Here is a 24,681-nt window from a genome sequence, read left to right as displayed (position 1 = left end):
CGCGGCTGTGGCCGGCCTTTTGGAGCAGGTGGACACGGCTCTTGAGCGTGCCCAACGCCATGCCGTGTCGGTGAGCAATAGCCCGCAGGCTGTTCGGGTTTTGCTTATGGTGCTTCCGGCCGACTGGCCGGTCGTATTTTCCGATCTTCATTGCTCCCTCCCCAGCTCTGCCTCCGCCTGGCGCCACGCCTCTTGCACTGCGTGGAAAGCATCGGCATTTCCGCCTCTATCCGGATGGGTCTCGCGCAGCTTCCGCCGGTACGCCGCCTGTACTTCAATCAGGTGCTGGCTGTCGGTGTCGAGAACCGTGCGCCAGTGCGGTCTCCCCATCGCCTCCGGGCTTGCCAGCTGCGCGAACCCGGTAAACGCCGCGCGCATCAGGCCAGCGTCGTGTCGCTCGATGGTGCGCAGTGACTCGATCACGTCCGCGATGGCCGCCAGGTTGTCGGCGATCCTGGTATAGACGTCGCAAGGGATGCACTGCTGCTGGCCATCCAGTTCAAAGTAGACCGCGGCGCCCGGGTCTTTCGGCTCACGCTGGCCAGAGCGCGGCAGACCGTCATTCCGAAGCGCCAGGTCTGAGCTGATGATGATCGTGTCCGGAGGCACCCGGTAGGGATGGCCCGCCCGGGTATATCGATCCAGGGCAGAAAGCACGCGGGTTCGGCCCTCGGCCAGTGTCAGCTCCTTGAGGCCCCAGCCGTTCGAGTTGCGCTTTCCAAAGCGGCCGGGTTTGCGGTCGCTCGGTGGCGTTCGAGGCTTTCCCGGCGGCCAGCAGAGCGGCGAGGCGGTGATGGTCATGACTCATCTCCCGCTGCTACCACGTCGGCTTTACCTGCCTGCGCCTTCATCACGCCTGAGACAGCCCGGGCGCCGAATGCGCGATCTTCGTTGTCGTGCTCGTTAGCGTATGACTCGCATATCCTGACCGCTTGCCGAAGCCCTTGCGCAAATCCTCCGGCCGCCACCCGCGCCTTTAACTGGGCTAGGCTGGTTTCGGGGGCGTCAGCGCCTGGATCTTCCAGCAAAGCTTCGATATCGAATTCGCCCCAGGCGGCGATATCACCATTCAGGTGGTAGCCAGCGACGCCATCTGAGTCCTGGATTATGCCGCGCAGTTCCTCAGCGAGCGCCGCATATCTCACCATCAACGCATCGCGTTCGAGTTCCGCTGTATCGGCCCGTTTCCGGTGCTTCTCGATGGCCTTGCACGCGGCCAGATACGCCGCTTCGGTCGGGTATTTATTCATGGCTACCTCCCGCTACGATACTCTCATACGCATCGAGCACCGATGTGACGCCTTCGCAGAACGCGATGTAGTCGGGGTGCGGGTCGTCAGGCGGGTTGGGCGGGCCAGGCATTGCAGCACGGCACGCGGCATGAACGGCCTCATGAGCCACCCGCGCCTTGAGCTGGGCTAAGCTCGTTGCAGGGCTGTCATTGCGCACTCTCTGCAAATTCTCGACCCAATCATCGTCAGCCATGGCAACTTCGTCCGTGGCGTCCATGAACCGATCAAGATGAGCGTCCAATGCATCGGCACGTTCTTGCTCTCCAATCGCCGCACTCTCAATCGCAGCCGACCGCTGCTGCCGATCGTTCTTGAGCCGCCAAGTCAGATCGTGAATGCGCAGCGTCAACTGCTCGATCTTCCTCTCTTGCTGATCGGCGACGGTCGCCAGCGTGTGCTTCTCGGCTTCCAGTTCGTCGTTACGCCTAGCCAGCGCCTCGAACGCTTCGTCTTCCTCGGGCGTGACCGGTAGTTGATTCGCCATGGCGGGCTCCAAAACAGAAACGCCGGCGGGCGCCGGCGTGTGGTGAGATGTGGTTGTGGTCATGCGGCCACCGCCTCGCCCGCTTTGCAGGCGGGCACGATCTTGCTGAGGCTGTCCTCCATACTCCCATCGGATGGGCGGAAGCGGCCCAACTCATCCCAGGTGAACTTGCCGGCGTCGATAGGGTTGCTGGTGTAGCCGCTCGCGCCAGCGCCATGGTAAGCACCGTGGCCCTTGTGCCAGATCAGGTAGAGCTGCTCGCCTGCGGGGAAGAGGATGTGCTTGAGCTTCTCGGCGCGTCGGAAGTCCATTGCCTTTACGGCCTTGGCCAGCTCCTGCTCAAGGCGCTTCCTGCGGCGGCCTTCGTTCCGCTTCCTCCGCAGATCGCCAGGGCTGTTGACGTAGATGCAAAAGCTGGTCTCGTTGGTGACGCCGTACTTGCCAGTGACCACCCACCACATGTTGTTGATGTTGTAGTGAGCAATGCCAACTACCATCCGTCCGGAATAATCAGTCGTGTAGACGCGCGACCCGTGCCGGATGGTTGCACCGTCGGCCGAACGATTGTTCCCACACCGATCCTCTCCGCCACGTCGACCGATCTCGTGATCGTAGTGCCAGCAGTTTCGGGTTTCCTGATTAACCCACTCCATCGCGGTCAATGCACCCGGCCCGCGCTTCGCGTTGCGACCATCGCGCGGAGAGTCGTTGAACTCGTATCCGGAGAAGACGTTGCAAAGGTAATCACGCAGTCGGCGCCGGGTTCGCTCCATCTCCAGCCATAGCAGGTACGGCATCCGCTTTTCTTTGTCGAACTCGTATCGGCCTTGTCCGTCTTCCCGGTCGATGTTGGCCACGTCCTGCCACATCTCGAATTTGATGCAGCGGCCCGATAGTTCTAGTTGTCCCTGCAGATTGCCCTTTCGGCAGGTCCGATGGCTGTCTGCGATGGCGGCAAATTGCTCTGCCTTATCCCATGGCCCTACTGTCCAGCCCAGGCGATTCAACTGCTGGATGATTCGTTTAAAGACCTGCACCTTGAACAGGCGCCCCCACTCCCCCCAAACAGAACCGTTTGGCTCTTCCCAGATATTCAGGCTGGCGTCGCCGAATCTGACGGTTCCTTCTCGATTGATCTGTGCCATAGCTCCCCCTATGAATTGGTCGTCGCCGGGCTGGCGGGGCCGGCGGTATCGTTACGGTGTCGGTGCGTGTGGCTCGGCCTCCCCGCCCAGCCACTCGATCAGCTGGTCGGTGAAGGTGCCGAGGGCGGCGGTCATCAGTGCGAAGTCGGTTTCGAGGCTGGCCACCGGGTCGTCGCCGTCGTCGGTCTGGCTGGCTTCGTCGAGTAGAGCGTCGTCGAACTGCAGGGACTTGAGCGCGAGGTCGTCATGCAGCACGGCGCGAAGCTGGCCTTCGCTGCCAATGCTCAGCTTGCTGGCCTGGCGGCCACCCTCGAGCAGGCTCTGCATCTCTGCGCTGTCGAGGTCGACCGAGCGGGCGCCGATGACGCCTTCATCCTCGGCGGCGCGTAGCTCGACGCGATCACCCAGCAGCAGGCTGGCGGGGCGTTGGCCGGGATCGGATAGCCAGGCCGTCATGCCACGCCCGAGCGGTGTCTTCGTGGCCAGCGGTGTGACTTTGAGCGAGCCCAGCGTCTGGCGGAGCAGGTCGAGCACCTCCTCGGCGCGCTTGCGGCTGGAGGCGTTGATGCCGATCAGGTTGCGGGTGGTGTCCCACCAGAGCTCGACCCGCTGTGACCGGGTGAACGCCTGGGGTAGCAGCTCCTCGAGCACCTGCTCCTTGAGCAGCTGGCGTTCCCGACGGGAGAGCGGCTGGCCTTCGGCAAGCTCGCGGGCCTCGGCGCGCTCGCTGACTTCCTCGTTGACCACGGCGGCGGGTAGCAATCGCTCCTGGCGCAGCATGGCAATCAAGCGGTGGCCTTGGATCTCGTGGATGCGGACTTCACTGCGCTTGCCGGCGGGAGTGGTCCAGCCGACGCGGCGCGCCTCTCGTGGCGACACGGGCCGGAAGGCGAATTCGGCCAGGGCGGCTTCCAGGTCTTCCAGCGCGATCGCCTCGGCGTTGTGCTGGCGGAAGAGGTGAAGGTGTTTGAACCACATGGTTAGGACTCCTCGCTGGGGTGGCCGGCGCATGTGCCGGCCAGGCATGAAACGTCGAGATAGGAGAGGATGAACGTCACCGCCGCTTCCGCGTTGATCGCGTTGCCGTAGGCGCGCAGTTGGTCCACTCGGCCGGGATAGCTTGCAACCAGCGGCTCAACTCCGGGTTCAAGCCGCCGACGTTTGCCGTCTTTGCCGACCACTTCGATCGAGGAAGGCTGTGCATCCTCGCCGCATCCACGAGCGTTACGCCGCTGTGGTGCTTGCTGTCGGGGTTCTTGCGCCCTGCTGTGAGGTTGCGACCCCCGCGGGAATCGTTGACGGTCGGCGTCGGCCACGAAGTACAGCCGCTGTCGTCCATTGTCCGAGCCCACCCCCGCAGAGCAGAGATCGATAGACCCGACGGCGTAGTTCGCCGCTTCCATGTCAGCGTGAACAACATCGAGCCAACCGAGGCCGTCTTGGCTCGCAACCTGTTCTCCAAATACGACGCCAGGCCGGCGCTCGCTGATGAGGTGATACCAGGCTGGCCAAAGGTGCCGCTCGTCAGTAAATCCAGATCGGCGGCCTGCCGCGCTGAAAGGTTGGCAGGGACAAGAACCGGTCCAAACGGGTCGGTCGTCTCGCCATCCGGCGCGGCGAAGGGCGAGGGACCAGACGCCAATGCCGGCGAAGAAGTGGCACTGGGTGTAGCCATGCAGGTCGCTGGGATAGACATCTCGAATATCTCTCTCGTCTACGTCGCCGGGTGCGATGTGGCCGGCCTCGATGAGGTTTCGCAGCCACTGCGCGGCATATGGGTCGATCTCGTTGTAATAGGCGCGTGGCATGCGACCTCCAGAATCAAGAAGGCCGCCAATCAGGCGGCCTCATCGGATAGTTGGTAGGCGGTCACGTCACCGCCGAATAGATCATTCGCCGCCGGCATCAAGTAGCCCCGGCTGGCTAACGATTCGACGGTTCTGTGATGCACCTTGGAGCCGTCAAAAAGTCGCCACCCCCCCCCTCGAAAGAAATTGACCTTCTGCCCTGTGGTGCGCATGCAATCCAGCAGGCGCTTTTGTGGCTCGGTGAAATGCATGGCATCCTCCAGAACGAAAACGACCGCACTCGGCGGTCAATCAAATTGGGTCGGCGTCAGCCGTTCGGGTCATCCGCGATTGACTGCTCAACATCCGTCCACCAATTGAGCACGCGGCGGCGAAGCCACGGCGCTAAGCACACGCCGAGCACGATGATGGAGATGTAGGCCATGGCGGCCTCCTTGAATTCGATGGCCCCGTCTCGTGGGGCATACGGCACCGCCCACACCTACCGCTAAGGCGCGGTCGACTCGTCCCAGCGATTGCAATCGCGGGATGGAGCCTAGAGATGGTGTGTCGGATGCTGTCGGTGTTACACGCCACCGCCGACTGGGCGTCGATGAATCAGGCGGCGGCGAGCTTGCGGCGGCGCTGCACGCGCTCGCCGGTGGCAACCCTGATGCGCGTGCCGTTGCGGCGGGCGCGCTCGCGGATGTTGTGGGGCATGGCCGCGATGCGGCGGTAGATGGTGTCCTTGTGGACGGGATTCCCGAGCGCCGTGAGCTTGTCGGCTATCTGGCGTGGCGTCATCAGCTCGCACTCGAGCATGTCGACGATCTTACGATCCAGCTTTGACCAGTCCGGCGATCGCCAATGGCGGCGGCACGCCGAAACACCGATTCGCTGAGCCGCGCCTCGGACGCTTTTCACGCTTCTGCCCAACTCGGCGGCGATTTCGGCGTACTGCCGGTTGTCACGAATGATTGCGGTCTCGACCAGGTCAAGCTCCTCTCGCGTCCACGGGCGGTAGTTATCGCGGGGTTTGCATGTGGCCATGTCACGCTCCCGAATCGAAAGCAACGTGGCGAACGGCTCCGTCGAAGATCGCTTGAACCGCGGTTTCGGCGGACTGCCAATCGAGCCCAGCGTCGATGAGATCCGCGCGAGCGGCGTCCCAGTTCGACTCGCCGCCACTCGCCGCCGTGGCAGCCCATTCCTCTTCGTCAGCCCAGGATGTTTCGGCCTCTGTCCGTTCGTCCTGGCTGATTGCAGGTTCGCGAGGCCAGGGCGCAGCCAGATTCGGCTCGGGTGTCGGATCTGGCTCCTTGCGCGCGGCTTGCGCTTCCTGCTCGGCTCTGAAGCGCCGCAACTCTTCCAACTCGGCGCGCTCTGCCTCCTGGCGCTCATGCTCTTCGCGCAGCCGGCGACGTTCGGCTTCGACGGCAGCCTGCTCGGCGGCGAGCTGCTCGCGCTGCACAGCGGCATCGTGCATGGCGCTGATCTCATTGATGACCCGGGCCCGCTCGTCTTCCGCTTCCTGGGTCACGTCGAAATAGTCGCCGGTGTCTATGCCCTGCGCCTGATCATAGAGTTCGGCCAGAGCCGAAGAGTCGAGCCCTTGGGCCGTGTCGAGATAGCTTGTGATCTCGCGAGCAATCCGCTGGCGCAGCCGAGCAATCCGCTCTTGCTTCTTGCGCTGCTCGGCTTCATCGACGATCTGCTTCGCGTCGCGGTGCGGCTGCTCGAGCTTCTCGATTTCGGCGATGAGCGATTTTCCGTAGTTGTTCACTCGCTCGATGAATTCGCGGTGCGGCTTCGTGATCGCCAGTCGCGCCTTGTCTGTTCCGGTACGGTAGCCGGTCAGCTCCTTGATCGAGGCCTTGCCGGATTTGTAGCCCTCGGCGGACGTGTAGTCCGGCACGTTGCCATGCTTGGCGCGCAGCTCGGCCAGCGCCTGATCCACGCGCGTCAACTCGATCAACTCGTTGCCATAGGGCTCCTGCTGTTTCATTTTTTCGGCGGTATCAGCCATGGTTGCTCTCCTGTGGTTGCTGTTCTTCGTTCTGAGCGAGCGTTGCCTCCTTCCTCTCGCGCATCACTCGGTCGACGCCGTACTGCTTGGCAGCCTCGAGCTGCTTCCGCGCTACGTCGACCGTCTGTTCATCCAGCCGCGCGATGCTGGCCCGATCGCCAAGCTGGGCCAGCGCCTTGCCGCCGACCATCTCGATGCTGCGCGGGTGCGGGATCTTGTTCCGGAGCATGTCCGACTGCCGCTCGACCCACGCCTTGAACTCCTGGCGAAGCTGATCAAGTTCGGCATCGAAGTTGTCCGACCTCTCCAGCCGCTCCTCAGTCCTGCGAGCCTCGACGTAGCCTTGGTCGTCGTAGAGACCCGAGAAGATGTCCGCAGAGAAGCCGAGAAGCGAAAGGCACTTCTTCATGGCGTCCGACGTGGATTTCTTCGGCGCCTCGCCGTCTGTCACCCATTTGCCCATGCTCGACTTATAGAACGCGCGGGTGTGGCCGTACTGAGTGACCTCCCCGCGCTGGCCGCCATGCATGAACCAAAGCAGTAGCCTGACCGTGTGCGTCTGTTCGTGCGCTACCAGAGCGCCGTTGTCGTCGAAGTACGGCTGACCCTGGTCGAAGCGCTCCTCCTCGATGGTGTAACCCCAGCCGATCCCCATTGGCCCGAACTCACGGGTCGCCATGCGGATCATGTGGATGGTGTCGATCGATGTGATCTGCTGACCGTTGACGTTGGCACGCTTCGTCGCTGACTCAGGCGTTGTCTTAACGCGGTCCCATAGCGCCATATGGTCGACGCCACGCGATTGTTCCGGGGTATCGCTCATGCCGCGTCCCTCCGCTCCAACTTCCTCCGCGCTACCTCTCTGCACATGCCGCTGATCTCGTCGTAGACGACGCGGCGCAGCGCACAAGCGGCGTGCTTGATCTCTTCTTGGCTCTCGGCCAGAGCCAGGTCGGTGACGAGCTTCGTTATCTCGTCCTCGTCGATCCGGCTGATCGCCTCGCCGCGGTTGCAGTTCATGAACCCGTCGCCACCGCGTAGCACGTCGATCAGGTCGTCGGTCTGCCGGCCAAGTGCCAGGTCATACCTCGTCCGGTCGTCAATCCGGCGCTCGTAGTCAGCGAGGTCTCGTTCGACTGTGCTCATCTCAATGAACCCCCTTCATCCGCGCCTCGCACTGGGCGATAAGCGGGTTGATTTGTTCCTCGGCTGTGGACCGGCCCTTGGTCGGCGCGTAGATAACGGCGCAGCCAAGAGCGGCACGAACCAGAATGATGTGAGACGTACCGCTGCAGCCCTCGGCGTCCAGCGCGTGCCGGGCGGCGCAGATCAGATAGTCTCGAGAGAATCGGTAGTCATCGCCGGCTCTGGCATACTGGCCGGCCAGGGTGGTGATCTCGCTGATCACGACGCCACCCCCAGCTGCTCAGCAGCAAAACGCTCGTGGCGCCGGCGGTAGAAGTCGGCCAGCCGCGCTCGGTTGATGTTGTCGGTAGGCAGGCGACAGCCGATGACGGGCTTGTCGCTGTCAACTACCGGCTTGCCGGCATAGCGGCGCTGCGCCCGGTACTCGTTGACCGCGGCGCGTCGATCGATGGCGTTCATGTCGCCTCCTGGAATAGAAAAGCCCGGCTGGGTGCCGGGCGAAGGGTTGCCGCTGGGACGCGGCGGGTGTGATCGGTGCGTAAAAAAGCCGCCCGGAGGCGGCAAGTACGCTGGGAACTTCTGGAAGCCCTCGACTTACGTCCATGACGCGGAACCAGCGGCGTCATCACTGGATCAAGGGCTTTCAGAATGCCCGCAGATATAGCGCTGCGGGCGCCGCTGGTGCTTCTCAGGATTTCAACGGCCAGTGGCGCCACCGGCGGCGGACGTACTACGCCGTCCGTTACTCCCAGCATTCAGGCTTAGATAGCGCTGCGCTTGCGTTCTGCCTCCACACCGATGAACGCACTCCCCGGCGGGGCGGTGCAGGAAATGCGCTCATCGGTGCCGCCTGTATTCCGGCCCAGGCGGAGGCTCATGGCCGCACTACGCAGCGGATCGCGATTCTTCCAGGTAGTCCTCGGCACGCTGCTTGATGGCTCGCTCAACAGCGGCATCGAACTCGCTACCCGTGATCTCCATAAACGGCACTCCATCTGGCTCGACCGATGCCGCGAAGTAGATGGCGCCTTCCTCATAGTCAGCGGCCATTTGCGCGCCCCCGAATACGAGGTCGAGCTGGCGACGACCGGCGATGAGCCATTGATCGTCACTGCTCATCTTCGGGCACTGACCGACAATCTCGTCCCACCGCTTATGCATAGCGCGCAACTTCTCGCGACTCTCAGCGTTCGCCTTGCCCTTCAAAGCGGTCGGCGTTCGCAGGCTGCTGTGATACGGATACTGACGCTCAGGCTTTCGCCATAGTTCGGCATCTTCGCGGCTCGGGTAGTTGTTCAGTTTCAGCCCTGCGACGTGGACACCATCCCGAAACACCACCACTCCGTCGAACTCGTCTTCCAGCGGTTTAATTGCCGCCGACAAAGCCTTGCGCTTCCTGACGTGCGCCAGCATTGCCCCGATCGGTGTGCCGTGAATCGCCAGATCGTGGCCTTCCGGATACGGCTGATCCAGTTTGAAGTATCGTTTGCTCATCACCCTCTCCTTGCTGGTTGTCATTCGTGAAGGGTGGCCGGAATCCAACCGGCTGATCGACTACGCGGTGCTCGCGTCGACCCGCACAATATGGTTGCCAGTGGCATTGCCAGCACCAGGCGTTCAGTTAACGAGCGCATCAGCCTGCGCATTCACCCTTCCGAATGCCGCCTCGCTAGAAGCGGCAAGCTGACCGGTATTTCGACAGCCCCGGTCGGCGTAATCCCCTCGGCCCTCGCGCTCTCCACGCTACGTGCTGTTGGGGCTACCTGGTTTTTAAAGAGCGTGGCCGTCCTGGCCGTTTGGGCGCTGTCCGTTGCGTCCATATTGAGGTACATATCCGCGCCTCTTGGAACCTATTAAAGTACCGTTTAGGTACATCGTCAACCATAGAAAAGAACTTTTTTGGTACATGCGAAACCGAAGATGGCTAAGCAGTTGAATGGGCTAGAGATTCGCTTCGATAAAATCCGCCCAAGGCGGATCGGTAGGAGGGATCAGGGTGGTGGACAAAGAAAAGCCCGCCGAGTGGCGGGTCTCTAGTAATTTGGGTGAAAGGCTGCCTACCGAGCTTTCGGCAGGTTCATTGTGAACTGGACGACATCATGGCCGTAATGCTGAGCCACCTTTTCTCTGAGCTCACGGATGTCGTGGCAGCTCTTCGCTAGACCTACAACCTCCCAGCACCTAGACACCAAAGCTCTAACTCCAATATTTTCAGTTAGTTGCCGATGCCAATGTATACCTCTCTCTGGACGATTCTCACGCAGGTATTTGGCCACATCCTGATCCAGGGTGTCATAGATGAGTTCGATAACCAGCTTCCCCCACCACTGCGGACGACTATGTAGCGGTCCAGTCCATCCCGTAAGACGCCCGAATTCCTGCCATAGCTCGTCGGGGAAAGTCTTCTCCCACGCTCTTAACTCATCCGCAATGAACGCACGCAGCTTTAGCTGGAGAGCATTTGCATCGCGCTCGTATTGATATCCTGTAGCTTCATCAACCAATGCGTCGAGACCGATGCGTGTCAAGCCCGAGCTGATGACCGCGCATTTTATGGCTATTGACCTCTGACGCTCCGTCATTTCAACGTTCTCATACAAGGCCTGGACGTAGCCTCGTATGATGAGTTCGAAATTCGAAGTGGATAAACCATAACCCTTGAACTGAGTTCCAGGTATTGAAAACTCCACGAGTTCGGCCAGGATTAAGTCTTTGTTTATATAGGGTTTTAGGCTATTTACCCCTATAAATTTGGCCAGGTCTCCGCTATCTGCATCAGCTATCGACTTGACGACCGATCGAAGACTGATGACTCGGTCACCAGTATCCAAAACGTAGCAATCCACTGAGCTATCGCCGAGAGATAGTTCACCTCTAAATTTGGCAAAAGGCGATGGTGGCTGTTGAATTTGTTCTGTCATCGAGTTCCCCTTTATCTCTAGAGTGGTGCTAAACCGCCCCGCCGCGCCATACGGCGTGGCCGATGATCATCCCGCCTTCGGCGTTCGCATCCACATAGTGGCGACCACCACGCCGATGATCTCGCAGTTGCCGTTGATCTTGACCCATTGCTCAGGCCAGCTTGGGTTTCGGGCCTTCAGCATCTTCCCGCCGCCTGGCTCCTCTACGTACTGCTTGAACGTCGCCTCGTTTGATTCAGTAAGCACCGCCACAACGTCATCACCGTCGAACGGGATCACCTCGGGGTCGACGTAGATGATCAAGTTGGGCTCGTAGCGCGGCGCCATCGACTGCCCTTTCACGCGCAGCGCGAATGTCCGATCGGAGCTCCCCGGTGGGCGCGGCACCATCTCGTCACTGACAGCCTCGACGTTACAGACCTCAGTCCACGCCCCCGCCTGTACCCAAGAGATGACCGGCACATACCCATCCATGCGCGGCGCGGGCGCAACATTCGACTCAAACTGCGCAGGGTGATGAGCAACGTTCGAGTCGCCGCGGCCGGAATGATCGGTGTCTAGCCAGCCTTTCGGCTTATCGAAGCATTCCTCAATGTGCCTGGCCAGCCGGTCCCCGATGTTCTTGGTCGGGTTTCTGCCCATGAACCGCGATGCCTGGGTCGGCTCACGGTCGATGCGCGAGGCAAAACTACCAGTTCCGCCAACTTGATCAGCTAACGTTCTGGCGTTCTCAAGGCGAATTTCTGAGATCTCTTTCATGAGCTCTATTTGAGCCCACTTGTACTTATTAGGTACAGAACCTTGACGGTACATTTGGAGTGGATGACAATGTACCTCGGAGGTACCTAACGATGCCTGAATCAATGAACGACTCCCTTAAGCAGTACTGGCAATCCATGTCGCCCGAAAAGCGCGACGTAGTGGCGGCCAAGGCCGAAACCACTACTGCCTACCTGCGGCAAGTCTTGGCCTGTGGACGCACACCTGGCGCAGCCATGGCCAAGAGCATCGAGGTTGCTACGGATGGCGAGGTTTCCCGGCGAATGCTGCGCCCGGATCTGTATGCCGACCTGCAGCCCGCCGCCTAACCACGAATCCAGATTACCCAAAGGTCTACACCATGCCCATGTCTGACCTGAGACACCCCAGCCGTGACGCTTTGTTGCGTGATGCCCTGGGCCAACTTCGCGAACAGCGCGGCGTAAGCGTTGAGAAGTTTGCTCGCACGCTGAATGCCATTGCCCATGCCACCTGCCCGGCGAAGACGGCTGACCTGCCATGTCTCGACTCGTTCACGACCATCGACGAGCAGTACGACCACGCGGTCATGAGCTGGAACAAGCGCGTTCAACGCTGGGCGACCGGCGCCGTCGAGTTCCCTGCGTGGCTCGAGGAGCCGTGGGCGACAGCGCTTGAGGAATTGGGTGACGAGGAGGCCCGAATTGCTCTTGCCCGCCGCCACGGATTCATGGGCGTTCGCCGTCCAGCCGTGGGCGATGCCCCTGCCTGCGCATTCGCTGCGCTCGGATCCGTTGGACGAGAAACCGGCGATGTCATGGGTGTGGTGAGCGAGATGCTGCAGGACGGTGTGCTGGACGAGAGAGACCGCCAATACGGCGAACAGGCGCTGACGGATATCGACGATGCCGTCGCGGCACTGATGAGCATGCACGCCTTGATTCAAGAGCGCGTGATGGGAGCAAGGCCGGCCCTGAGGTCGGTCAACCAGTAACGAAAAAGCCCCGGGAGGCGACCAACCAACCCCGGGGCTTTCGTATTACTCACGAGGTGATCATGACACAAACAGCTGAAGTCTACCAGTTCCCCAATCAGACCAACCCGGCGGAGTTCTTCCGCAACGCTGGCTGGGTTTACGTCCTAGGCAACAGTTACATGCCGGAGGTTTTCAAGATTGGCATGACCACTGGCAGCGTGCAGACGCGAATGGCGCAGCTTTACACCACGGGGGTCCCGCTGCCGTTCGACTGCATGTTTGCCGAGTGGTTTGCCGACTGTTGGAAGGCCGAGCGATACATCCACGCGGCTCTTGAAGATCATCGCGCAGAGTCTGGCCGGGAGTTTTTCGCTACCGACCTACGCACTATCGAACACGCTTTCATGGCCTATTCGGCGATCGGTGAAAGCACTCCCGAGTCAATTTTCGACCTTTACGTGATGCGCCGCAGGAATGCCGAATCATCAGAAACGGTGAATGGAGACCTCATCGCTCGCAACGCTCGTCATCGAAAGATCGAAGGAGCGCCGTTCTGATGAGTCTTGCGACCGTTCACCACCTACCCGTCACGCCACAAAGGAGGGCTCCGCGTGTGAACTCCTGGCGCTGGAATGAGCTCGAGGACGAGGCGCTGGAACCCCTGCCAGCAGAGATAGAGCGTCTCTACCTTCGCGGCATACGCAAATACATGGATTACGCCACCGGCATCACCGGCCGAAAGCGTCGAGTCTCGACTGAAGGGTTTCGCGAGCTTCTCGAATACCACCCGCCCGCGGGTAGCAGGGAGAAAGCACGCATCTACAGCAGGCAGCAGATCACCCGGATGCTCGACAAACTGGAAGAGGCTGGGCTCATTGAGCGCTTGCATCGCGGAAAAGGCGTGAAGGCGGCGATGGAATTTCGCCTCCCCCTGGCTTGCCAAGACCTCGATCAACAGCGAGCCGAGAGCGAGCACGGGGGAGCGAGCCGAGAAAACCCGCATCAATACTGGGCTGAATCGGGTAACAGCGAGCAAGGAGCGAGCACGGAGGAGCGGTCCACTTCCGGTTATCCGGTAACCCCTACCCCCTCACTACGTTCGGGGGTGGTTGATCCGGAGCCGAAGAAATCCTCGCCCAAATCCGCCCTGGAATACACCGAGGAATTCGAACAGGCCTGGAACCTGTACCCGAAACGTTCTGGCTCAAACCCGAAGCGCGAGGCGTTCAAGTCCTGGCGAGCTCGCTTGGCCGAGGGCGTTCGTGCTGACGACATGATCGCCGGCGTCCAGCGCTACGCCGCTCACGTCAGCGCCAAGGGCAGCAACGCCACCGAGTTCGTCATGCAGGGCAAGCGCTTTTTCGGCCCCTCCGCCGAGTTCGAAAACGACTGGTTCACCCCGGCGCCGAGCGCCAATGGATACGGCGCCCAAGGAGGCAACCATGCAAACCGCCAAGGATTTGACCAGCAGCGCAGCGAGCGGGATCGAATCGCGCAACGCCTCGCAGACCCGAACGACTCAGGGTGGATCGACGGCCTCTTCGATGAAGAAGAGCCAACTGGAGGCGCTGGTGAACCGGATCTTCACCCGGCTCGAGGCGATCTTCCCCAGGACATGGCGGACGGCGTTCAGCACGGAAAACATGCTGACTCTGGCGAAGCGCGAGGTTGCTACATCGATGGCGAAGTGGTCGGTACTTCCGACCAATCAGGCCGCGGACATGGCAATCGAGAGGATCAAGGCCGAGGGCGGCGAGTGGCCGCCGAGCGTTGCGCGCCTGGTCAAAAGCCTGCAGCCGAGACCGGAGGATTTTGGAATGCCTGAGTCCGACGTCGCGTTCACCGAAGCGATCCAGCATGCCCAGCAGCCGGGACAGCATGAATGGTCACATCCGGCCGTGCGCGTGGCTGGTGCCGCTGCTGGCTGGTTCGACCTAGCCAACGCCACGGGAGAGCGCGCCATCAACGTCATCCGGTCCCGCTTTAGCAAGGAATACCTGGCGATCGTCAACCGCGTGATGGCCGGCGGAGAGGTCGAGCCGCGCACGCTGATCTCACATGACGGGCAACTGACACCGGCGGAGCTGGCCGAGCGCAACGGTCGAGAGCAGATGGCTGCCGAAGCTGAAAAGGAGTTCGGCCGCAGCATGACCGGGGAGCAAGGCGTTTCCGCGCTGCGCAACCTACTGGGGAGGAAGACCGCATGACCATACTGACATTCCCACAGCACAACCGCGTCGACCTGATGCAGCTCACCCTGGGCGTTCTCGGCAACGGCCCGGCCAGCGCGGAAGACATCAGCGAGATCCTGGCGAAGAAGGGTTATCACGGCTTCAGCGCCGAGGGCGTCGAACAGGCGATCGATGGTTTGCGCCGAAACGGCTACTCGGTCGAAACCGATGGCCAGGCCTACTGGCTGGGCGACGGAGGTGCTGCGGCATGAGCATCATTCAGAAGATCCACGATCGGTTCACTGGCGTTCTCGCGAGAGACTGCAATGGCCGCCCCATCAGAGCCGGAGACTTTGTGTTTCCCAGGTCTGCATCAGACACGAAGCAAAGCTTCAGGTTTGGGATGGAAGTGCTTGGGAAAACTCCGGCCTATTCATCAATCCTTGGTGAGGTCGAGGTGCTTGGTTGCGACGGAAACACCGGCCAAGCGTTCGGGCAACAGCTCAAAAAGGAGCCGCCATTCGAAGGTGATGTTGGCTGGGAAGAGTTGCATCGGCAATCGGGGTGGAAGCCAAGCGCCATTGACCAACCGATCGAGGTGCCGGCATGAGCAAGGAGCACGTCTACACCGTAGCGACCATCCGCGACCTGCAGGGCGCCATTGCAATGATTACGAACATGGCAGGACGTGGCTTGCAGCGCGGAGCCGTCGAGATCGCGCTGCGCCGTCCGGGCAAGCGTCGATCGCTCGATCAAAACGCCAAGCTTTGGCCCATGCTGACCGACATCGCCCACCAAGTGCAGTGGCCGATCAATGGCCGCATGGACTACCTGCCGCCCGAGGATTGGAAGGACATCCTGACCGCTGGTCTCGATAGCGAGCAGCGCGTCGCCCAGGGCATCAACGGCGGCTTCGTGCTGATCGGGAAGCGGACAAGCAAGATGCGCAAAAAGGAGTTCGCCGACCTGATCGAGCTGATCTATGCCTTCGGCGCCGAGCACGGCGTGGCGTGGAGCGAGCCGGCGCTGCGGGCCTATGAGCAATACCGGGAGGCGGCATGAAGCGCACCGCCCTCAAACGCAAAACAGCTCTCACCGCTCGCCAGCCGATGCGCCGCCAATGTACGGCGCCTCGCCGGCGGGAGAGCCAGCCGAAGCCGCGAAAGGCCGCCACGCAATTCAGGTCGCCGATCTATCTGCGATGGGTCCGCTCGATGCCCTGCTGCGTCTGCCTACAGGACGCCACCGACGCGCACCACGTGATCGGCTTGGGCTGGGGCTTGTCCGGCATGGGCATGACAGCGCCCGACTCGTTCGCCATGCCGGCCTGCCGTGAATGCCACGGAGATATCCATCGAGACCCGGAGTTGCAGCGGCACCAGTCGGACTGGCTACTGCAGATCATCGGATACGGCTTGCGTCAGTTCCCGGCCGGCCCTATCCACGACGCGCTACTTGGGGCGCAGGCATTCATTCAAGCGAAGCAGGAGACAGCATGAACCGTGACCTTGCCCTGGGCCGAATGAAAGCCGGCAAGATGAATCAGACAGAGGCAGCCTACGCCGCCCTTCTGGAAACCCAGAAGCAGTCTGGGGAAATCGTCTGGTACAGCTTCGAAGGCATGACCTTCAAACTCGCCGACAACACGCGGTACACGCCGGATTTCAGCGTCATGCGCACCGATGGATTGATCGAGTGTCACGAAGTGAAAGGTTTCTGGAGAGACGACGCGCGCGTGAAGATCAAGGTTGCCGCCGAGTTGTTCCCGTTCCGATTCATCGCCGTCAAGAAGCAGGCCAAAAAGCATGGCGGTGGGTGGGCTCGGGAGGTATTCGAATGAAATGGACCAAGCTCAGCAGCTACTGCATCACCAGCGGGCCATACAAGATCGCGAAATGCAGCGTCAGCAGGCAGGACGTATTCCTACTGTCGATCAGCGGTGCAGATCTGTCCTGGCACTTCGATGCGGATGAAGCGAAGACGGCAGCAGCAGAACACAAAGCGGATCAGGAGAAGGCAGCATGATGATCGATAGCAACCCGCGTGTGGCATGGGCCGAGGCATTCGAGACTGGCATCCGCACCCAGGCGATGGTCAGCATGCTCGAGGCTCAGACCGACGCGCACACGAAGAAGAGCGGCAGACGCCACACGTACTCCGATGTCGCAATGAATGACCGCGGCGAAGACGTGGTGCTCAACTACACCCGAGACCAGGTTTCAGCGTCTGAGACCAGGAGCCGGAGAGGCGGTGCCGGCGCAGCGCATGGGGAAGACGCCTTCCCGATCTGGCAGGCGGTGAAGCGTCTCGAGGAATCGAGCCCGGCGCTGGCCGCTGTCGGCCACTGGTTGTCCCTCAACGACACCGGCGCGGCGAACGAGTACCTGGACGACGTCGCGGATACGATTCTGGTCCGGTACCAGATGGCGATCGGCATGGAAACGTGGAACGGGTACCGCCGCGCACGCCGCGAGCGCGTCGAGGCGCTGATTCAGGCCCGAATGATGCAGGACCGCGACAACGTGGATGGTTCACGGCCGCCGCTGCAGCCCCGGGCAATCTGCCAGTCGATCTATGGTATGTGGGGCGTGCGGATCATTTCCGACAACTGGAAACAGGATGGCTGGGACAAGACGTGGTCATTGCTCGGCGACATCGTTTCACAGCTTGAGTCAGAAGCCATGGAGCCAATCATGACAGCTACGCGCGATGCCAACCGAGATATGCGCAATTTTATTGTGCGAGCTGCTTGACGAAATAAGGGTCAAAATGTAGTCTCCTCGCTAAGCTGTTCGAGCTACGCGCTTAGCAGCTCCCTAACTTCAAAGGTCGCCCTCGGGCGGCCTTTTTGCGTTGGGCCGGCAGCAACACCTACGGCTACCCTCCTATCGCCTTCGGCTGCCTGGCCACCCTATTCGAGCGGCCACCACGTTCGATCGTTTGCCGCCTCCCCTTCGGCGGCCTTTTATTCTGGAGCACCGCATGCCTCGCATCACCGCAGACAGAGCCGGTGGCGTGAACGTGTGCGCCATGCTGGATACCTTGGCCTATTCGGAGATCGGTCCCGAGATGCTGGCCGATAGCGACGACGGCTACGACGTACTGGTCGGGTCGCTACCCGGTCGCATGCTGACGTTCGGGAGTTATGCCGATCACCCCGACGTTTACCACGCCGCCACCGACAGCACGGCCGCAGGCCGCTACCAGATTCTGTCGCGATATTGGCCTCACTACCGCGCCAAGCTCGACCTCCCGGATTTCGGGCCGCTCAGCCAGGACCTGTATGCCATCCAACAGTTTCGCGAGCAGCGCGCCCTGCCCCTGATACAGGCCGGTCGTTTCATTGATGCCGTCGCGGCTATCCGAAACATCTGGGCGTCTCTGCCCGGGGCCGGCTACGACCAGCACGAGCACGACATCGACACGCTCGCCCGGGCCTATGAAGCCGCAGGCGGTAGATTCTCTGGCCGGAGCCGCGACTGGTACGACGAAGTGGAGAAGCGCCTATGACTCCCGAGCTCATCCTCGCCGCCCTGCAGATCACCCTCTCTGCCATTGCTGCGGTGCTGTACGGTCGACAATTCAAGCGCCACGGCCCTGTGCCGTTCGAACGAGCACGACTGCGAGAGTGGTTACGCAGCATCACCTGGTTGTCGATCGCCGCAGTCTCATGCGGCATGGCTGCCTGGCGTGTCGCGGCCCTGAATCTCGACATTCCTCCCGAATACAGGGCCGCCGGCGGTACGGTGGCCCAGATGCTTTACCAGATCATCGTTCTGATCGCTTACGGCGTACTCAAGGACCCGCGCGACACCGAAAAATAGGGGTCGCCCATGTCCGATCTACTCGCCCAGCTGTGGGCGCTGACGACGCTGCCGTTCTCTGACCCGCGCGTCGCCGCCGCGGTGCCAGCTTTCATCATCTCGTGGCTCATCGGCAACCGGAACACGGCGCTGGTATGCGCCATCATCGCGTTCTGCACCATCAAGCTCGTCATCTGGGCGTCTGGCATTCCGCTCGACGGCCAATACCAGATCCCTGTCGAGGGCGCAGCCGGCATCGGTGCCGGAATGGCGCTGATGGGCGTCCACGGCATGCAGGCGCGCGTCCGCCAGGTCGACGTCCCAACGGTCATCAAGGCCATTATCAAAGCGATCAAGGGGAAGCCATGAAGCGCTTGTTTCGAAGCTACCCCGTTCCGATCTGGGTGGTCGCCGTACTGGTGGCGATTGCCGGCGCTGGCTGGGCAGGATGGTCGAGCGAGTCGAACAATGCCGATCGACTGGCGAGGATCGCCACGGGTTCCATGGCCGCTGTTTCGATCACGATGCAGGGGCGTCAGTACGAAGCGGAGAAGGCTGGACAGCTCGAAGCAAAGGTCGACGAGGCCAACGGCCGCCTAGGCCCCATGCAGCGAAAGATCAACGACCTGCAGGAAGACGTCGAGCGCCTGCGTACGAACTGGACAAGTGAGTTGGGGGTGAAGCCATGACGTGGTCAGACATCGGCGACATCATTGGCAAGGCCGCTCCAGCGGTTGGTTCCGCTCTATACGGCTCGGCGGGTGGCGCCATTGGCTCTGCCCTCGCCTCCCTGCTGGGTACTGACGCAACCCCAGAAGCCGTGGGCGATGCGCTCAAGCGTAACCCTGAGCTGGCCTTGAAGGCGCAGGAACTCGAAGCCGAAATGCGAAAAGCTGCCCTGGCTGACCGAGCCGATGCCCGTGGCCTTCAGCGAGCTGCGCTCGTCGCCGGAAAAGGAGAGTTCCAGAACTGGTTGGCCAGCGGGATCATTCTTGGCGGCTTCCTGCTGTTCGCCGCCATCCTGTTCGCCCCGGAGGGGAGTGTCGATCCGCAGGTGCGGACGTGGGCCTTCCCGTTCATCCAGGCGCTGGTGACCACTGTCATCGGGTACTACTTCGGCTCAACGAACTGGTCGGCGAAGAATAGCCGGCTGACGGTTGAATCAAAGCCGACGCTTTATGACCGGATCGGGAAGTAGAGAGGGCTGTGCCATGTTCCAGTTACTGCTGATACTGATTGTTGCCGCGGCGCTCATGATGCCCAAGCAGCCCAGGCGCGGCAGATACCAGCCTGGTCGCCAGAGGGGCCGCCACCGGTACGCGCGTATCACTCCACCCAAAGCACCAAGACGGTAATGATATGACCAAGACTGCCACGGAGGCTGTCGAGCTGACAGCCCGGCAGTCTCGTTTCGTCGAAGAGTACCTGATCGATCTGAACGCCAAGCAGGCGGCGATCCGTGCTGGCTACGCCGAGCGCAGCGCCGAGGTGACGGCTTCTCGACTGCTAAGCAATGCTAAGGTGGCGGCTGCCATTCGGGAGCGCATGAGCGCCCGTTCTGAGCGAACCAAGATAGACGCCGATTACGTGCTTCATCGTCTGGTCGAGATCGACCAGATGGATGTGCTCGACATTCTGGCGGAAGACGGGTCTATCAAGCCCATCTCCGAATGGCCATCATCCTGGCGCCGGTACGTTGCCGGCATGGACATAGCCGAGCTTTGGGAAGGTCACGGCGAAGACCGAGAGCAAGTCGGCCTGCTCAAGAAGATTAAGTGGCCCGACAAGGTGAAGAACCTGGAATTGCTCGGCAAGCACGTCGAGGTTCAGGCGTGGCGCGAACGTCGTGAGATCACCGGAAAAGATGGCGGTCCGATCCAGTCCGTCAGCTTCGAAGCGAAAGACCCGCAGGAAGCCGCTCAGGCCTACCGTGACCTTATGGGGTGAACAATGCCGCTACCGTTCGCCTTCGACTTCCGCAGCCCGGACTATCGCCAGGTATTCGAGTGGCGTGCCGAACGCCTCGGCCGGATACGTGGCAATCCAGATGTTATTCCGGCCTTGATGGCCTACTACCGGGAAAACCCGGCTCAGATGATCATCGATTGGGGTATGACATTCGATCCTCGAAACCCTGAGCGCGGCCTGCCCTCAAGCATCCCGTTTCTGCTGTTCCCTCGCCAGGAGGAATGGGTGCAGTGGTTCATGGAGCGCTGGCGCAACCAGGAGCCGGGGATCACCGAGAAAACACGAGACATGGGAATGTCTTGGCTGACGATCGCGCTGGCATCGGTGGTCTGCCTGACCCATCACGGCATGGCCGTCGGTTTCGGGTCGCGCAAAGAGGAGTACGTCGACAAGATCGGCTCTCCCAAATCGCTCTTCGAGAAGGCGCGAATGTTCGTCTCGATGCTTCCGGTCGAGTTTCGCGGTGGCTGGGATCGCAAGAAGCACGCCGCGCACATGCGAATCCAGTTCCCTGGCACCGGCTCGGTCATGACTGGCGAGTCTGGCGATGGTATCGGCCGCGGCGACCGCTCAGGGTTCTACATCGTCGACGAATCAGCGTTCCTCGAGCGGCCTCATCTGGTCGAGGCGTCGCTATCGGCGACCACCAACTGCCGGCAGGACATCTCAACGCCAAATGGCATGGGCAACCCGTTTGCTCAGCGCCGATTCAGCGGCAAGATTCCCGTGTTCACGTTCCACTGGCGCGATGATCCCCGAAAGGACGATGCGTGGTACGCCAACCAGGTCGAGAAGCTTGATCCGGTGACCGTCGCCCAGGAAATCGACATCAACTACAGCGCGTCTGTCGAGGGCGTGCTGATTCCCTCTGCGTGGGTACAGGCTGCGGTCGATGCCCACAAGAAGCTCGGCATCGAGCCAACAGGCGAGAACGTCTGCGCGCTCGACGTTGCCGATGAGGGCAAGGACAAGAACGCCTTCACCGGGCGCCGCGGCATCCTGCTGAGCATGGCCGAAGAGTGGTCAGGCAAAGGCAGCGACATCTTCGGCACGGTTCAGAAAGCTTTCGGCTTCACCGAGGCGTTTGGCGCTGAGTCGTTTCGCTATGACGCGGATGGTCTCGGTGCGGGGGTGCGGGGCGATGCGCGAGTCATTAACGAGCTGCGCGCCGAGCATGGGCAAAGCCAGCTCGATGCCATCCCGTTTCGTGGGTCCGGTGGCGTGCTCGAGCCCGAGAAAGAGATGGTGCCGAAGCGCAAGAACAAGGACTTCTTCGCCAACCTGAAGGCGCAAGGGTGGTGGGCGCTGCGCATCCGCTTCCAGAAGACCTACCGGGCCGTGATCGAAGGCATGGATTACGACCGGGACGAGATCATATCGATCGATGGCGAGCTTGCTAGGCGGACTCCGAGCCTTCTGATGGAGTTGTCCCAGCCCACATACCACATCAATGGCACCGGCAAGGTGGTCGTCGATAAGGCGCCCGACGGTACCAAGTCGCCCAACCTGGGCGACGGAGTGATGATCAGCTACGCCCCGCAGGAGGTTCGTCAAGGCCTCGTGCTCTCACGACACAGACGACGATAGAGGTTCCCCCGATGGGCTTTGTGCCATACCAAAATATGCGCCGGGGCCCCATGTTCGGCGGCGCCCTGCCGACGATGAGCAACGACGCCAAGCGCGCCACGGCGTGGGCCGACTACGGCTACCCCGAGGTGCTGGAGTTCGACAGCTTCCATTCGATGTTCAAGCGCAACGGCATCGCGCGGGCAGGCGTCATGCGCCATGTCGAGAAGACGTGGGAGACGAACCCGTGGATCGTCGAGGGCATGGAGGGCGACAAGCCGCACAAGGAGACAAAGCGCGAGCGTGAGATCGCCCGCGTGCTCAAGCAGCTTTCGTTCTGGAACCGGCTGCAGGCCGCCGACTGGCGTGGCCGTGTTGGCCGCTACTCGGCGCTGTATCTCGTGTTTGATGACGGCATTCACCCGAGCCGGCCCGTCACCCAACCGGTCAAGCTGCTCAAGATGCAGCCGCTGTTCGAGGCGCAGCTCGAGCCGCTGGAGTTTGAACAGGATGCGACGTCGCCAGAGTACGGGAATCCGGTCAGCTACCAGTTCACGCCCCAGGCAGTGCATGCCGGGCGCGACGAGCGACAGAGTCTCACCATCCACGCCGACCGCGTGCACATCATCGCCGAGGGCGCGGACGACGACACGATCTACGGCATTCCGGCGAACGAGGCTGGCTTCAATGACCTGCTGACCATCGAGAAGATCGTGGGCGCCGGCGGCGAAGGGTTCTGGAAGACGGCTCGGGGCGCGTTCTCCCTTCACTCGACGGGCAAGGACGGGATCGATGTCCAAGGCCTGGCGCAGATGTTCGGCGTCGAGGTCGACCAGGTCGCGGACAAGCTGAACGAGACCGCCGCCGATCTCAGCGCTGGCATGGACAAGCTGCTGATGCTGGGCGACATGGAGGCCAAGGCGCTCGCCTACTCACTGCCCTCGCCCGAGCACTTCTTCGCCGTGGCCATGCAGTCCTACGCCGCCGGCGTTTCGTGTCCGATGCCGGTGCTGCTGGGCCAGCAGATCGCCCAGCGCTCCAGCGACGAGAACAGCCGCGAGTGGGCGCAGACGAACATGACCCGGCGCCGCCGGTTCGCGATCCCGACTGTCGAGAAGCTCGTCTCCAAGCTCATGCGGTTCGGCGCCCTGCCGGCGTTCGAGTTCTACATCGGATGGGACGACCTGACCGATGCGACGTTCGAAGAGAAGCTCGGCAACGCGAAGACCATGAGCGAGGTCAACAAGGCGGCACTGGGTACCGGCGAGCCGCCGGCCTTCACTGCTGAAGAGATCCGGGACGTGGCGGGCTACGAGGGATCGCCGGACACCGACGATCTGGACGACGACGACGTGCCGGAGGGTGACGACGATGGCGAGGCAGCCGACGCTACCACGCAACAAGGCACAGCCGACGCAGACGGAGCGGCAGCGGCGTAGAGCGTTCCAGCAGATCCGGACTGCGCTGGCCGGCATTCAGCGCGGCGTGCTGCAGCGATTTGAGCAGATCGGCTATCGCGAGGTGGCGGCCAACGCCCAGGGAGACGACCGGACCTACGAATACCTGCTCGATCAGTTCGTGCTCGACGACATGAACAGCTACATCGCCGAGCTCATCAACGAGATGGTCATGCGGGCGATCAATGGTGAGCCTATCGTGATCGGCCAGGCCGAGCTTGCCTACCAGCAGAGCACCGCCTCGTCCGTGGTCAGCCTGGCCGCCCAGACGGAGGCATTCCGGCGCACGGTCGAAGAGACGCTCATCTCGGCGCCCTACCGCACCCGGGTGGCGCTGGTCCGGGCCCGCGTATTCGAGGAGATGCGCGGCTTCAGCGATCAGCTGCGAACCGAGCTCGCCCGAACGCTGGCTGATGGCATGGCTCGTGGCCAGTCTCCGCGAGAGATTGCTCGAACTGTTCGCGAGCGCATCGGCGTGCGGGCACTGGAAGACGGCAGTACCACCGGAGCGCGGGCCAGGGCCGAGCGCATTGCTAGAACCGAGATCAACGTCGCCCACCGGCGGGCGATATGGGAAGAGGACGCCCAGACCAACGCCGAGGGCATCCGTACCCGGCTGCTGTGGTTCTCGGCGCTGTCGGCCACCACCCGCCCTACTCACGCCAGCAGGCACGGGCGGATCTACACCCGACAGGAAGTCGCGGATTTCTACGCCCGCGACGGCAACGCCATCAACTGCAAGTGCACTCAGGTGGCGACCCTCGTCGACGACAACGGCAAGCCGCTATCCGGCGCCCTGCCCGGCAAGCTACAGTTGCAGGGTCGGAAGTTCTTCAAGGCGGCGGCATGATGAGACGAACACGCATCGAAACACCGGAAACGCTAGATGAGGCCATCAATAACGTGGCGCTGGCGACCCGGAATCTCGGGATGGCAATCTACTTTGCCCTGCCAAGGCCGCTGAGGGCCGTCTTGGTGCCGCGCAGATTACGGAAGCCGTGACCGAGCAAACCCACATGATCGTCCTGGTGCAGAGCCAGTTCGAATACCGCCGCATCGTCGAGCGCCGCAACATGATGGACGTCGACGGCCGCATCCGACTGCGCCCCATACCTGAGCTGCACGAAGGCGAGGTTCTGGCCGGCAAGCCCGGCGAGAGCATCTACCGCATCATCAAACACGAATAGCCGCCCGCTGAGGC

General features: G+C 61.8%; 37 protein-coding genes. 21 read left to right on the top strand and 16 right to left on the bottom strand.

Features of this window, described 5'->3' with window-relative positions; all coding sequences use genetic code 11:
• Positions 1 to 147: 147 nt before the first annotated feature.
• From DOM56_RS09545 to DOM56_RS09465, 16 genes are all read right to left on the bottom strand, one after another.
• Positions 148 to 801, bottom strand: a complete 654-nt coding sequence (locus DOM56_RS09545) for a J domain-containing protein (protein ID WP_110708547.1) — start codon at positions 799 to 801, stop codon at positions 148 to 150.
• Positions 798 to 1,250 (bottom strand): hypothetical protein, encoded by a 453-nt coding sequence (locus DOM56_RS09540; protein WP_110708546.1) that lies wholly within the window; start codon positions 1,248 to 1,250, stop codon positions 798 to 800. The genes DOM56_RS09545 and DOM56_RS09540 overlap by 4 nt, the downstream gene beginning before the upstream one ends.
• Positions 1,243 to 1,839, bottom strand: a complete 597-nt coding sequence (locus tag DOM56_RS09535; protein ID WP_157958201.1) for a hypothetical protein — start codon at positions 1,837 to 1,839, stop codon at positions 1,243 to 1,245. Before DOM56_RS09535 ends, DOM56_RS09540 begins: the two co-directional genes overlap by 8 nt.
• Positions 1,836 to 2,921: a hypothetical protein gene (locus DOM56_RS09530; RefSeq protein ID WP_110708544.1), complete on the bottom strand. Its 1,086-nt coding sequence runs from the start codon at positions 2,919 to 2,921 to the stop codon at positions 1,836 to 1,838. Before DOM56_RS09530 ends, DOM56_RS09535 begins: the two co-directional genes overlap by 4 nt.
• A gap of 51 nt (positions 2,922 to 2,972) precedes the next feature.
• Positions 2,973 to 3,899 (bottom strand): recombination-associated protein RdgC, encoded by a 927-nt coding sequence (locus DOM56_RS09525; protein WP_110708543.1) that lies wholly within the window; start codon positions 3,897 to 3,899, stop codon positions 2,973 to 2,975.
• A 2-nt stretch (positions 3,900 to 3,901) separates the two neighbouring features.
• Positions 3,902 to 4,729, bottom strand: coding sequence for a DNA cytosine methyltransferase (locus DOM56_RS09520; protein WP_110708542.1), 828 nt, complete (start codon positions 4,727 to 4,729; stop codon positions 3,902 to 3,904).
• A gap of 29 nt (positions 4,730 to 4,758) precedes the next feature.
• Positions 4,759 to 4,980 carry a hypothetical protein gene (locus DOM56_RS09515; RefSeq protein ID WP_110708541.1) on the bottom strand — a complete coding sequence of 74 codons (222 nt, stop codon included), beginning with the start codon at positions 4,978 to 4,980 and terminating at the stop codon, positions 4,759 to 4,761.
• A gap of 346 nt (positions 4,981 to 5,326) precedes the next feature.
• Positions 5,327 to 5,758: a hypothetical protein gene (locus DOM56_RS09510; RefSeq protein WP_110708540.1), complete on the bottom strand. Its 432-nt coding sequence runs from the start codon at positions 5,756 to 5,758 to the stop codon at positions 5,327 to 5,329.
• Between the two features lies 1 nt (position 5,759).
• Positions 5,760 to 6,734, bottom strand: a complete 975-nt coding sequence (locus DOM56_RS09505) for a hypothetical protein (protein WP_110708539.1) — start codon at positions 6,732 to 6,734, stop codon at positions 5,760 to 5,762.
• Positions 6,727 to 7,557, bottom strand: coding sequence for a hypothetical protein (locus DOM56_RS09500; protein ID WP_110708538.1), 831 nt, complete (start codon positions 7,555 to 7,557; stop codon positions 6,727 to 6,729). Before DOM56_RS09500 ends, DOM56_RS09505 begins: the two co-directional genes overlap by 8 nt.
• Positions 7,554 to 7,880 carry a hypothetical protein gene (locus DOM56_RS09495; protein WP_110708537.1) on the bottom strand — a complete coding sequence of 109 codons (327 nt, stop codon included), beginning with the start codon at positions 7,878 to 7,880 and terminating at the stop codon, positions 7,554 to 7,556. Before DOM56_RS09495 ends, DOM56_RS09500 begins: the two co-directional genes overlap by 4 nt.
• Before the next feature lies 1 nt (position 7,881).
• Positions 7,882 to 8,142, bottom strand: coding sequence for a hypothetical protein (locus tag DOM56_RS09490; protein ID WP_110708536.1), 261 nt, complete (start codon positions 8,140 to 8,142; stop codon positions 7,882 to 7,884).
• On the bottom strand, positions 8,139 to 8,339 hold the full coding sequence (locus DOM56_RS09485; protein ID WP_110708535.1) for a hypothetical protein: 201 nt from the start codon (positions 8,337 to 8,339) through the stop codon (positions 8,139 to 8,141). Before DOM56_RS09485 ends, DOM56_RS09490 begins: the two co-directional genes overlap by 4 nt.
• A 426-nt stretch (positions 8,340 to 8,765) precedes the next feature.
• Positions 8,766 to 9,374: a hypothetical protein gene (locus DOM56_RS09480; protein WP_110708534.1), complete on the bottom strand. Its 609-nt coding sequence runs from the start codon at positions 9,372 to 9,374 to the stop codon at positions 8,766 to 8,768.
• Positions 9,375 to 9,937: 563 nt separating this feature from the next.
• The gene (locus tag DOM56_RS09470; RefSeq protein WP_110708532.1) at positions 9,938 to 10,801 is read right to left on the bottom strand and encodes a P63C domain-containing protein; all 864 of its coding nucleotides are present in this window, start codon (positions 10,799 to 10,801) and stop codon (positions 9,938 to 9,940) included.
• A 66-nt stretch (positions 10,802 to 10,867) separates the two neighbouring features.
• Positions 10,868 to 11,560, bottom strand: a complete 693-nt coding sequence (locus DOM56_RS09465) for a S24 family peptidase (RefSeq protein WP_110708531.1) — start codon at positions 11,558 to 11,560, stop codon at positions 10,868 to 10,870.
• Between the two features lie 104 nt (positions 11,561 to 11,664).
• Here DOM56_RS09465 and DOM56_RS09460 point away from each other — a divergent pair, with 104 nt between their 5' ends.
• From DOM56_RS09460 to DOM56_RS19675, 21 genes are all read left to right on the top strand, one after another.
• Positions 11,665 to 11,889, top strand: coding sequence for a YdaS family helix-turn-helix protein (locus DOM56_RS09460; protein WP_157958200.1), 225 nt, complete (start codon positions 11,665 to 11,667; stop codon positions 11,887 to 11,889).
• 32 nt (positions 11,890 to 11,921) lie between these two features.
• Positions 11,922 to 12,533 (top strand): hypothetical protein, encoded by a 612-nt coding sequence (locus DOM56_RS09455; RefSeq protein ID WP_110708530.1) that lies wholly within the window; start codon positions 11,922 to 11,924, stop codon positions 12,531 to 12,533.
• Between the two features lie 62 nt (positions 12,534 to 12,595).
• Entirely contained in the window at positions 12,596 to 13,072 is a 477-nt protein-coding gene (locus DOM56_RS09450; RefSeq protein ID WP_110708529.1) for a GIY-YIG nuclease family protein, read from the top strand.
• An 858-nt stretch (positions 13,073 to 13,930) separates the two neighbouring features.
• Positions 13,931 to 14,722, top strand: a complete 792-nt coding sequence (locus tag DOM56_RS09440; RefSeq protein ID WP_348627105.1) for a replication protein P — start codon at positions 13,931 to 13,933, stop codon at positions 14,720 to 14,722.
• A complete protein-coding gene (locus DOM56_RS09435) occupies positions 14,719 to 14,958 on the top strand; it encodes a hypothetical protein (RefSeq protein WP_110708526.1) in 240 nt (79 codons plus the stop codon). Before DOM56_RS09440 ends, DOM56_RS09435 begins: the two co-directional genes overlap by 4 nt.
• Positions 14,955 to 15,296: a hypothetical protein gene (locus DOM56_RS09430; protein ID WP_110708525.1), complete on the top strand. Its 342-nt coding sequence runs from the start codon at positions 14,955 to 14,957 to the stop codon at positions 15,294 to 15,296. Before DOM56_RS09435 ends, DOM56_RS09430 begins: the two co-directional genes overlap by 4 nt.
• Positions 15,293 to 15,748 carry a recombination protein NinB gene (locus DOM56_RS09425; RefSeq protein WP_110708524.1) on the top strand — a complete coding sequence of 152 codons (456 nt, stop codon included), beginning with the start codon at positions 15,293 to 15,295 and terminating at the stop codon, positions 15,746 to 15,748. Before DOM56_RS09430 ends, DOM56_RS09425 begins: the two co-directional genes overlap by 4 nt.
• On the top strand, positions 15,745 to 16,185 hold the full coding sequence (locus DOM56_RS09420) for a DUF968 domain-containing protein (protein WP_110708523.1): 441 nt from the start codon (positions 15,745 to 15,747) through the stop codon (positions 16,183 to 16,185). Before DOM56_RS09425 ends, DOM56_RS09420 begins: the two co-directional genes overlap by 4 nt.
• Positions 16,182 to 16,526, top strand: coding sequence for a DUF1064 domain-containing protein (locus tag DOM56_RS09415; RefSeq protein ID WP_110708522.1), 345 nt, complete (start codon positions 16,182 to 16,184; stop codon positions 16,524 to 16,526). Before DOM56_RS09420 ends, DOM56_RS09415 begins: the two co-directional genes overlap by 4 nt.
• A complete protein-coding gene (locus tag DOM56_RS09410) occupies positions 16,523 to 16,711 on the top strand; it encodes a hypothetical protein (protein ID WP_110708521.1) in 189 nt (62 codons plus the stop codon). The genes DOM56_RS09415 and DOM56_RS09410 overlap by 4 nt, the downstream gene beginning before the upstream one ends.
• Entirely contained in the window at positions 16,708 to 17,439 is a 732-nt protein-coding gene (locus DOM56_RS09405; protein ID WP_110708520.1) for a hypothetical protein, read from the top strand. The genes DOM56_RS09410 and DOM56_RS09405 overlap by 4 nt, the downstream gene beginning before the upstream one ends.
• Positions 17,440 to 17,668: 229 nt before the next feature.
• Positions 17,669 to 18,196 (top strand): glycoside hydrolase family 104 protein, encoded by a 528-nt coding sequence (locus DOM56_RS09400; RefSeq protein WP_110708519.1) that lies wholly within the window; start codon positions 17,669 to 17,671, stop codon positions 18,194 to 18,196.
• Entirely contained in the window at positions 18,193 to 18,510 is a 318-nt protein-coding gene (locus DOM56_RS09395) for a hypothetical protein (RefSeq protein WP_110708518.1), read from the top strand. Before DOM56_RS09400 ends, DOM56_RS09395 begins: the two co-directional genes overlap by 4 nt.
• Positions 18,511 to 18,519: 9 nt before the next feature.
• The gene (locus DOM56_RS09390; RefSeq protein ID WP_110708517.1) at positions 18,520 to 18,858 is read left to right on the top strand and encodes a hypothetical protein; all 339 of its coding nucleotides are present in this window, start codon (positions 18,520 to 18,522) and stop codon (positions 18,856 to 18,858) included.
• The gene (locus DOM56_RS09385) at positions 18,855 to 19,178 is read left to right on the top strand and encodes a hypothetical protein (protein ID WP_110708516.1); all 324 of its coding nucleotides are present in this window, start codon (positions 18,855 to 18,857) and stop codon (positions 19,176 to 19,178) included. The genes DOM56_RS09390 and DOM56_RS09385 overlap by 4 nt, the downstream gene beginning before the upstream one ends.
• Positions 19,175 to 19,687, top strand: coding sequence for a hypothetical protein (locus DOM56_RS09380; protein ID WP_110708515.1), 513 nt, complete (start codon positions 19,175 to 19,177; stop codon positions 19,685 to 19,687). Before DOM56_RS09385 ends, DOM56_RS09380 begins: the two co-directional genes overlap by 4 nt.
• 161 nt (positions 19,688 to 19,848) lie before the next feature.
• Positions 19,849 to 20,436 carry a terminase small subunit gene (locus tag DOM56_RS09375; RefSeq protein WP_110708514.1) on the top strand — a complete coding sequence of 196 codons (588 nt, stop codon included), beginning with the start codon at positions 19,849 to 19,851 and terminating at the stop codon, positions 20,434 to 20,436.
• Positions 20,437 to 20,439: 3 nt separating this feature from the next.
• On the top strand, positions 20,440 to 22,044 hold the full coding sequence (locus DOM56_RS09370; RefSeq protein ID WP_110708513.1) for a TerL protein: 1,605 nt from the start codon (positions 20,440 to 20,442) through the stop codon (positions 22,042 to 22,044).
• 50 nt (positions 22,045 to 22,094) lie between these two features.
• Positions 22,095 to 23,462, top strand: a complete 1,368-nt coding sequence (locus tag DOM56_RS09365; protein ID WP_157958198.1) for a phage portal protein — start codon at positions 22,095 to 22,097, stop codon at positions 23,460 to 23,462.
• On the top strand, positions 23,395 to 24,330 hold the full coding sequence (locus tag DOM56_RS09360) for a phage minor head protein (protein WP_110708511.1): 936 nt from the start codon (positions 23,395 to 23,397) through the stop codon (positions 24,328 to 24,330). The genes DOM56_RS09365 and DOM56_RS09360 overlap by 68 nt, the downstream gene beginning before the upstream one ends.
• Before the next feature lie 148 nt (positions 24,331 to 24,478).
• Positions 24,479 to 24,667, top strand: coding sequence for a hypothetical protein (locus DOM56_RS19675; protein WP_232822238.1), 189 nt, complete (start codon positions 24,479 to 24,481; stop codon positions 24,665 to 24,667).
• Positions 24,668 to 24,681 lie beyond the last annotated feature (14 nt).

Origin of the sequence: Salinicola sp. CR57, from assembly GCF_003206585.1 — a bacterium.
Lineage (GTDB): Bacteria > Pseudomonadota > Gammaproteobacteria > Pseudomonadales > Halomonadaceae > Salinicola > Salinicola lusitanus.
Note: the sequence above shows the minus strand (reverse complement) of the source record. Positions and strands in the feature narration are given on the sequence as shown.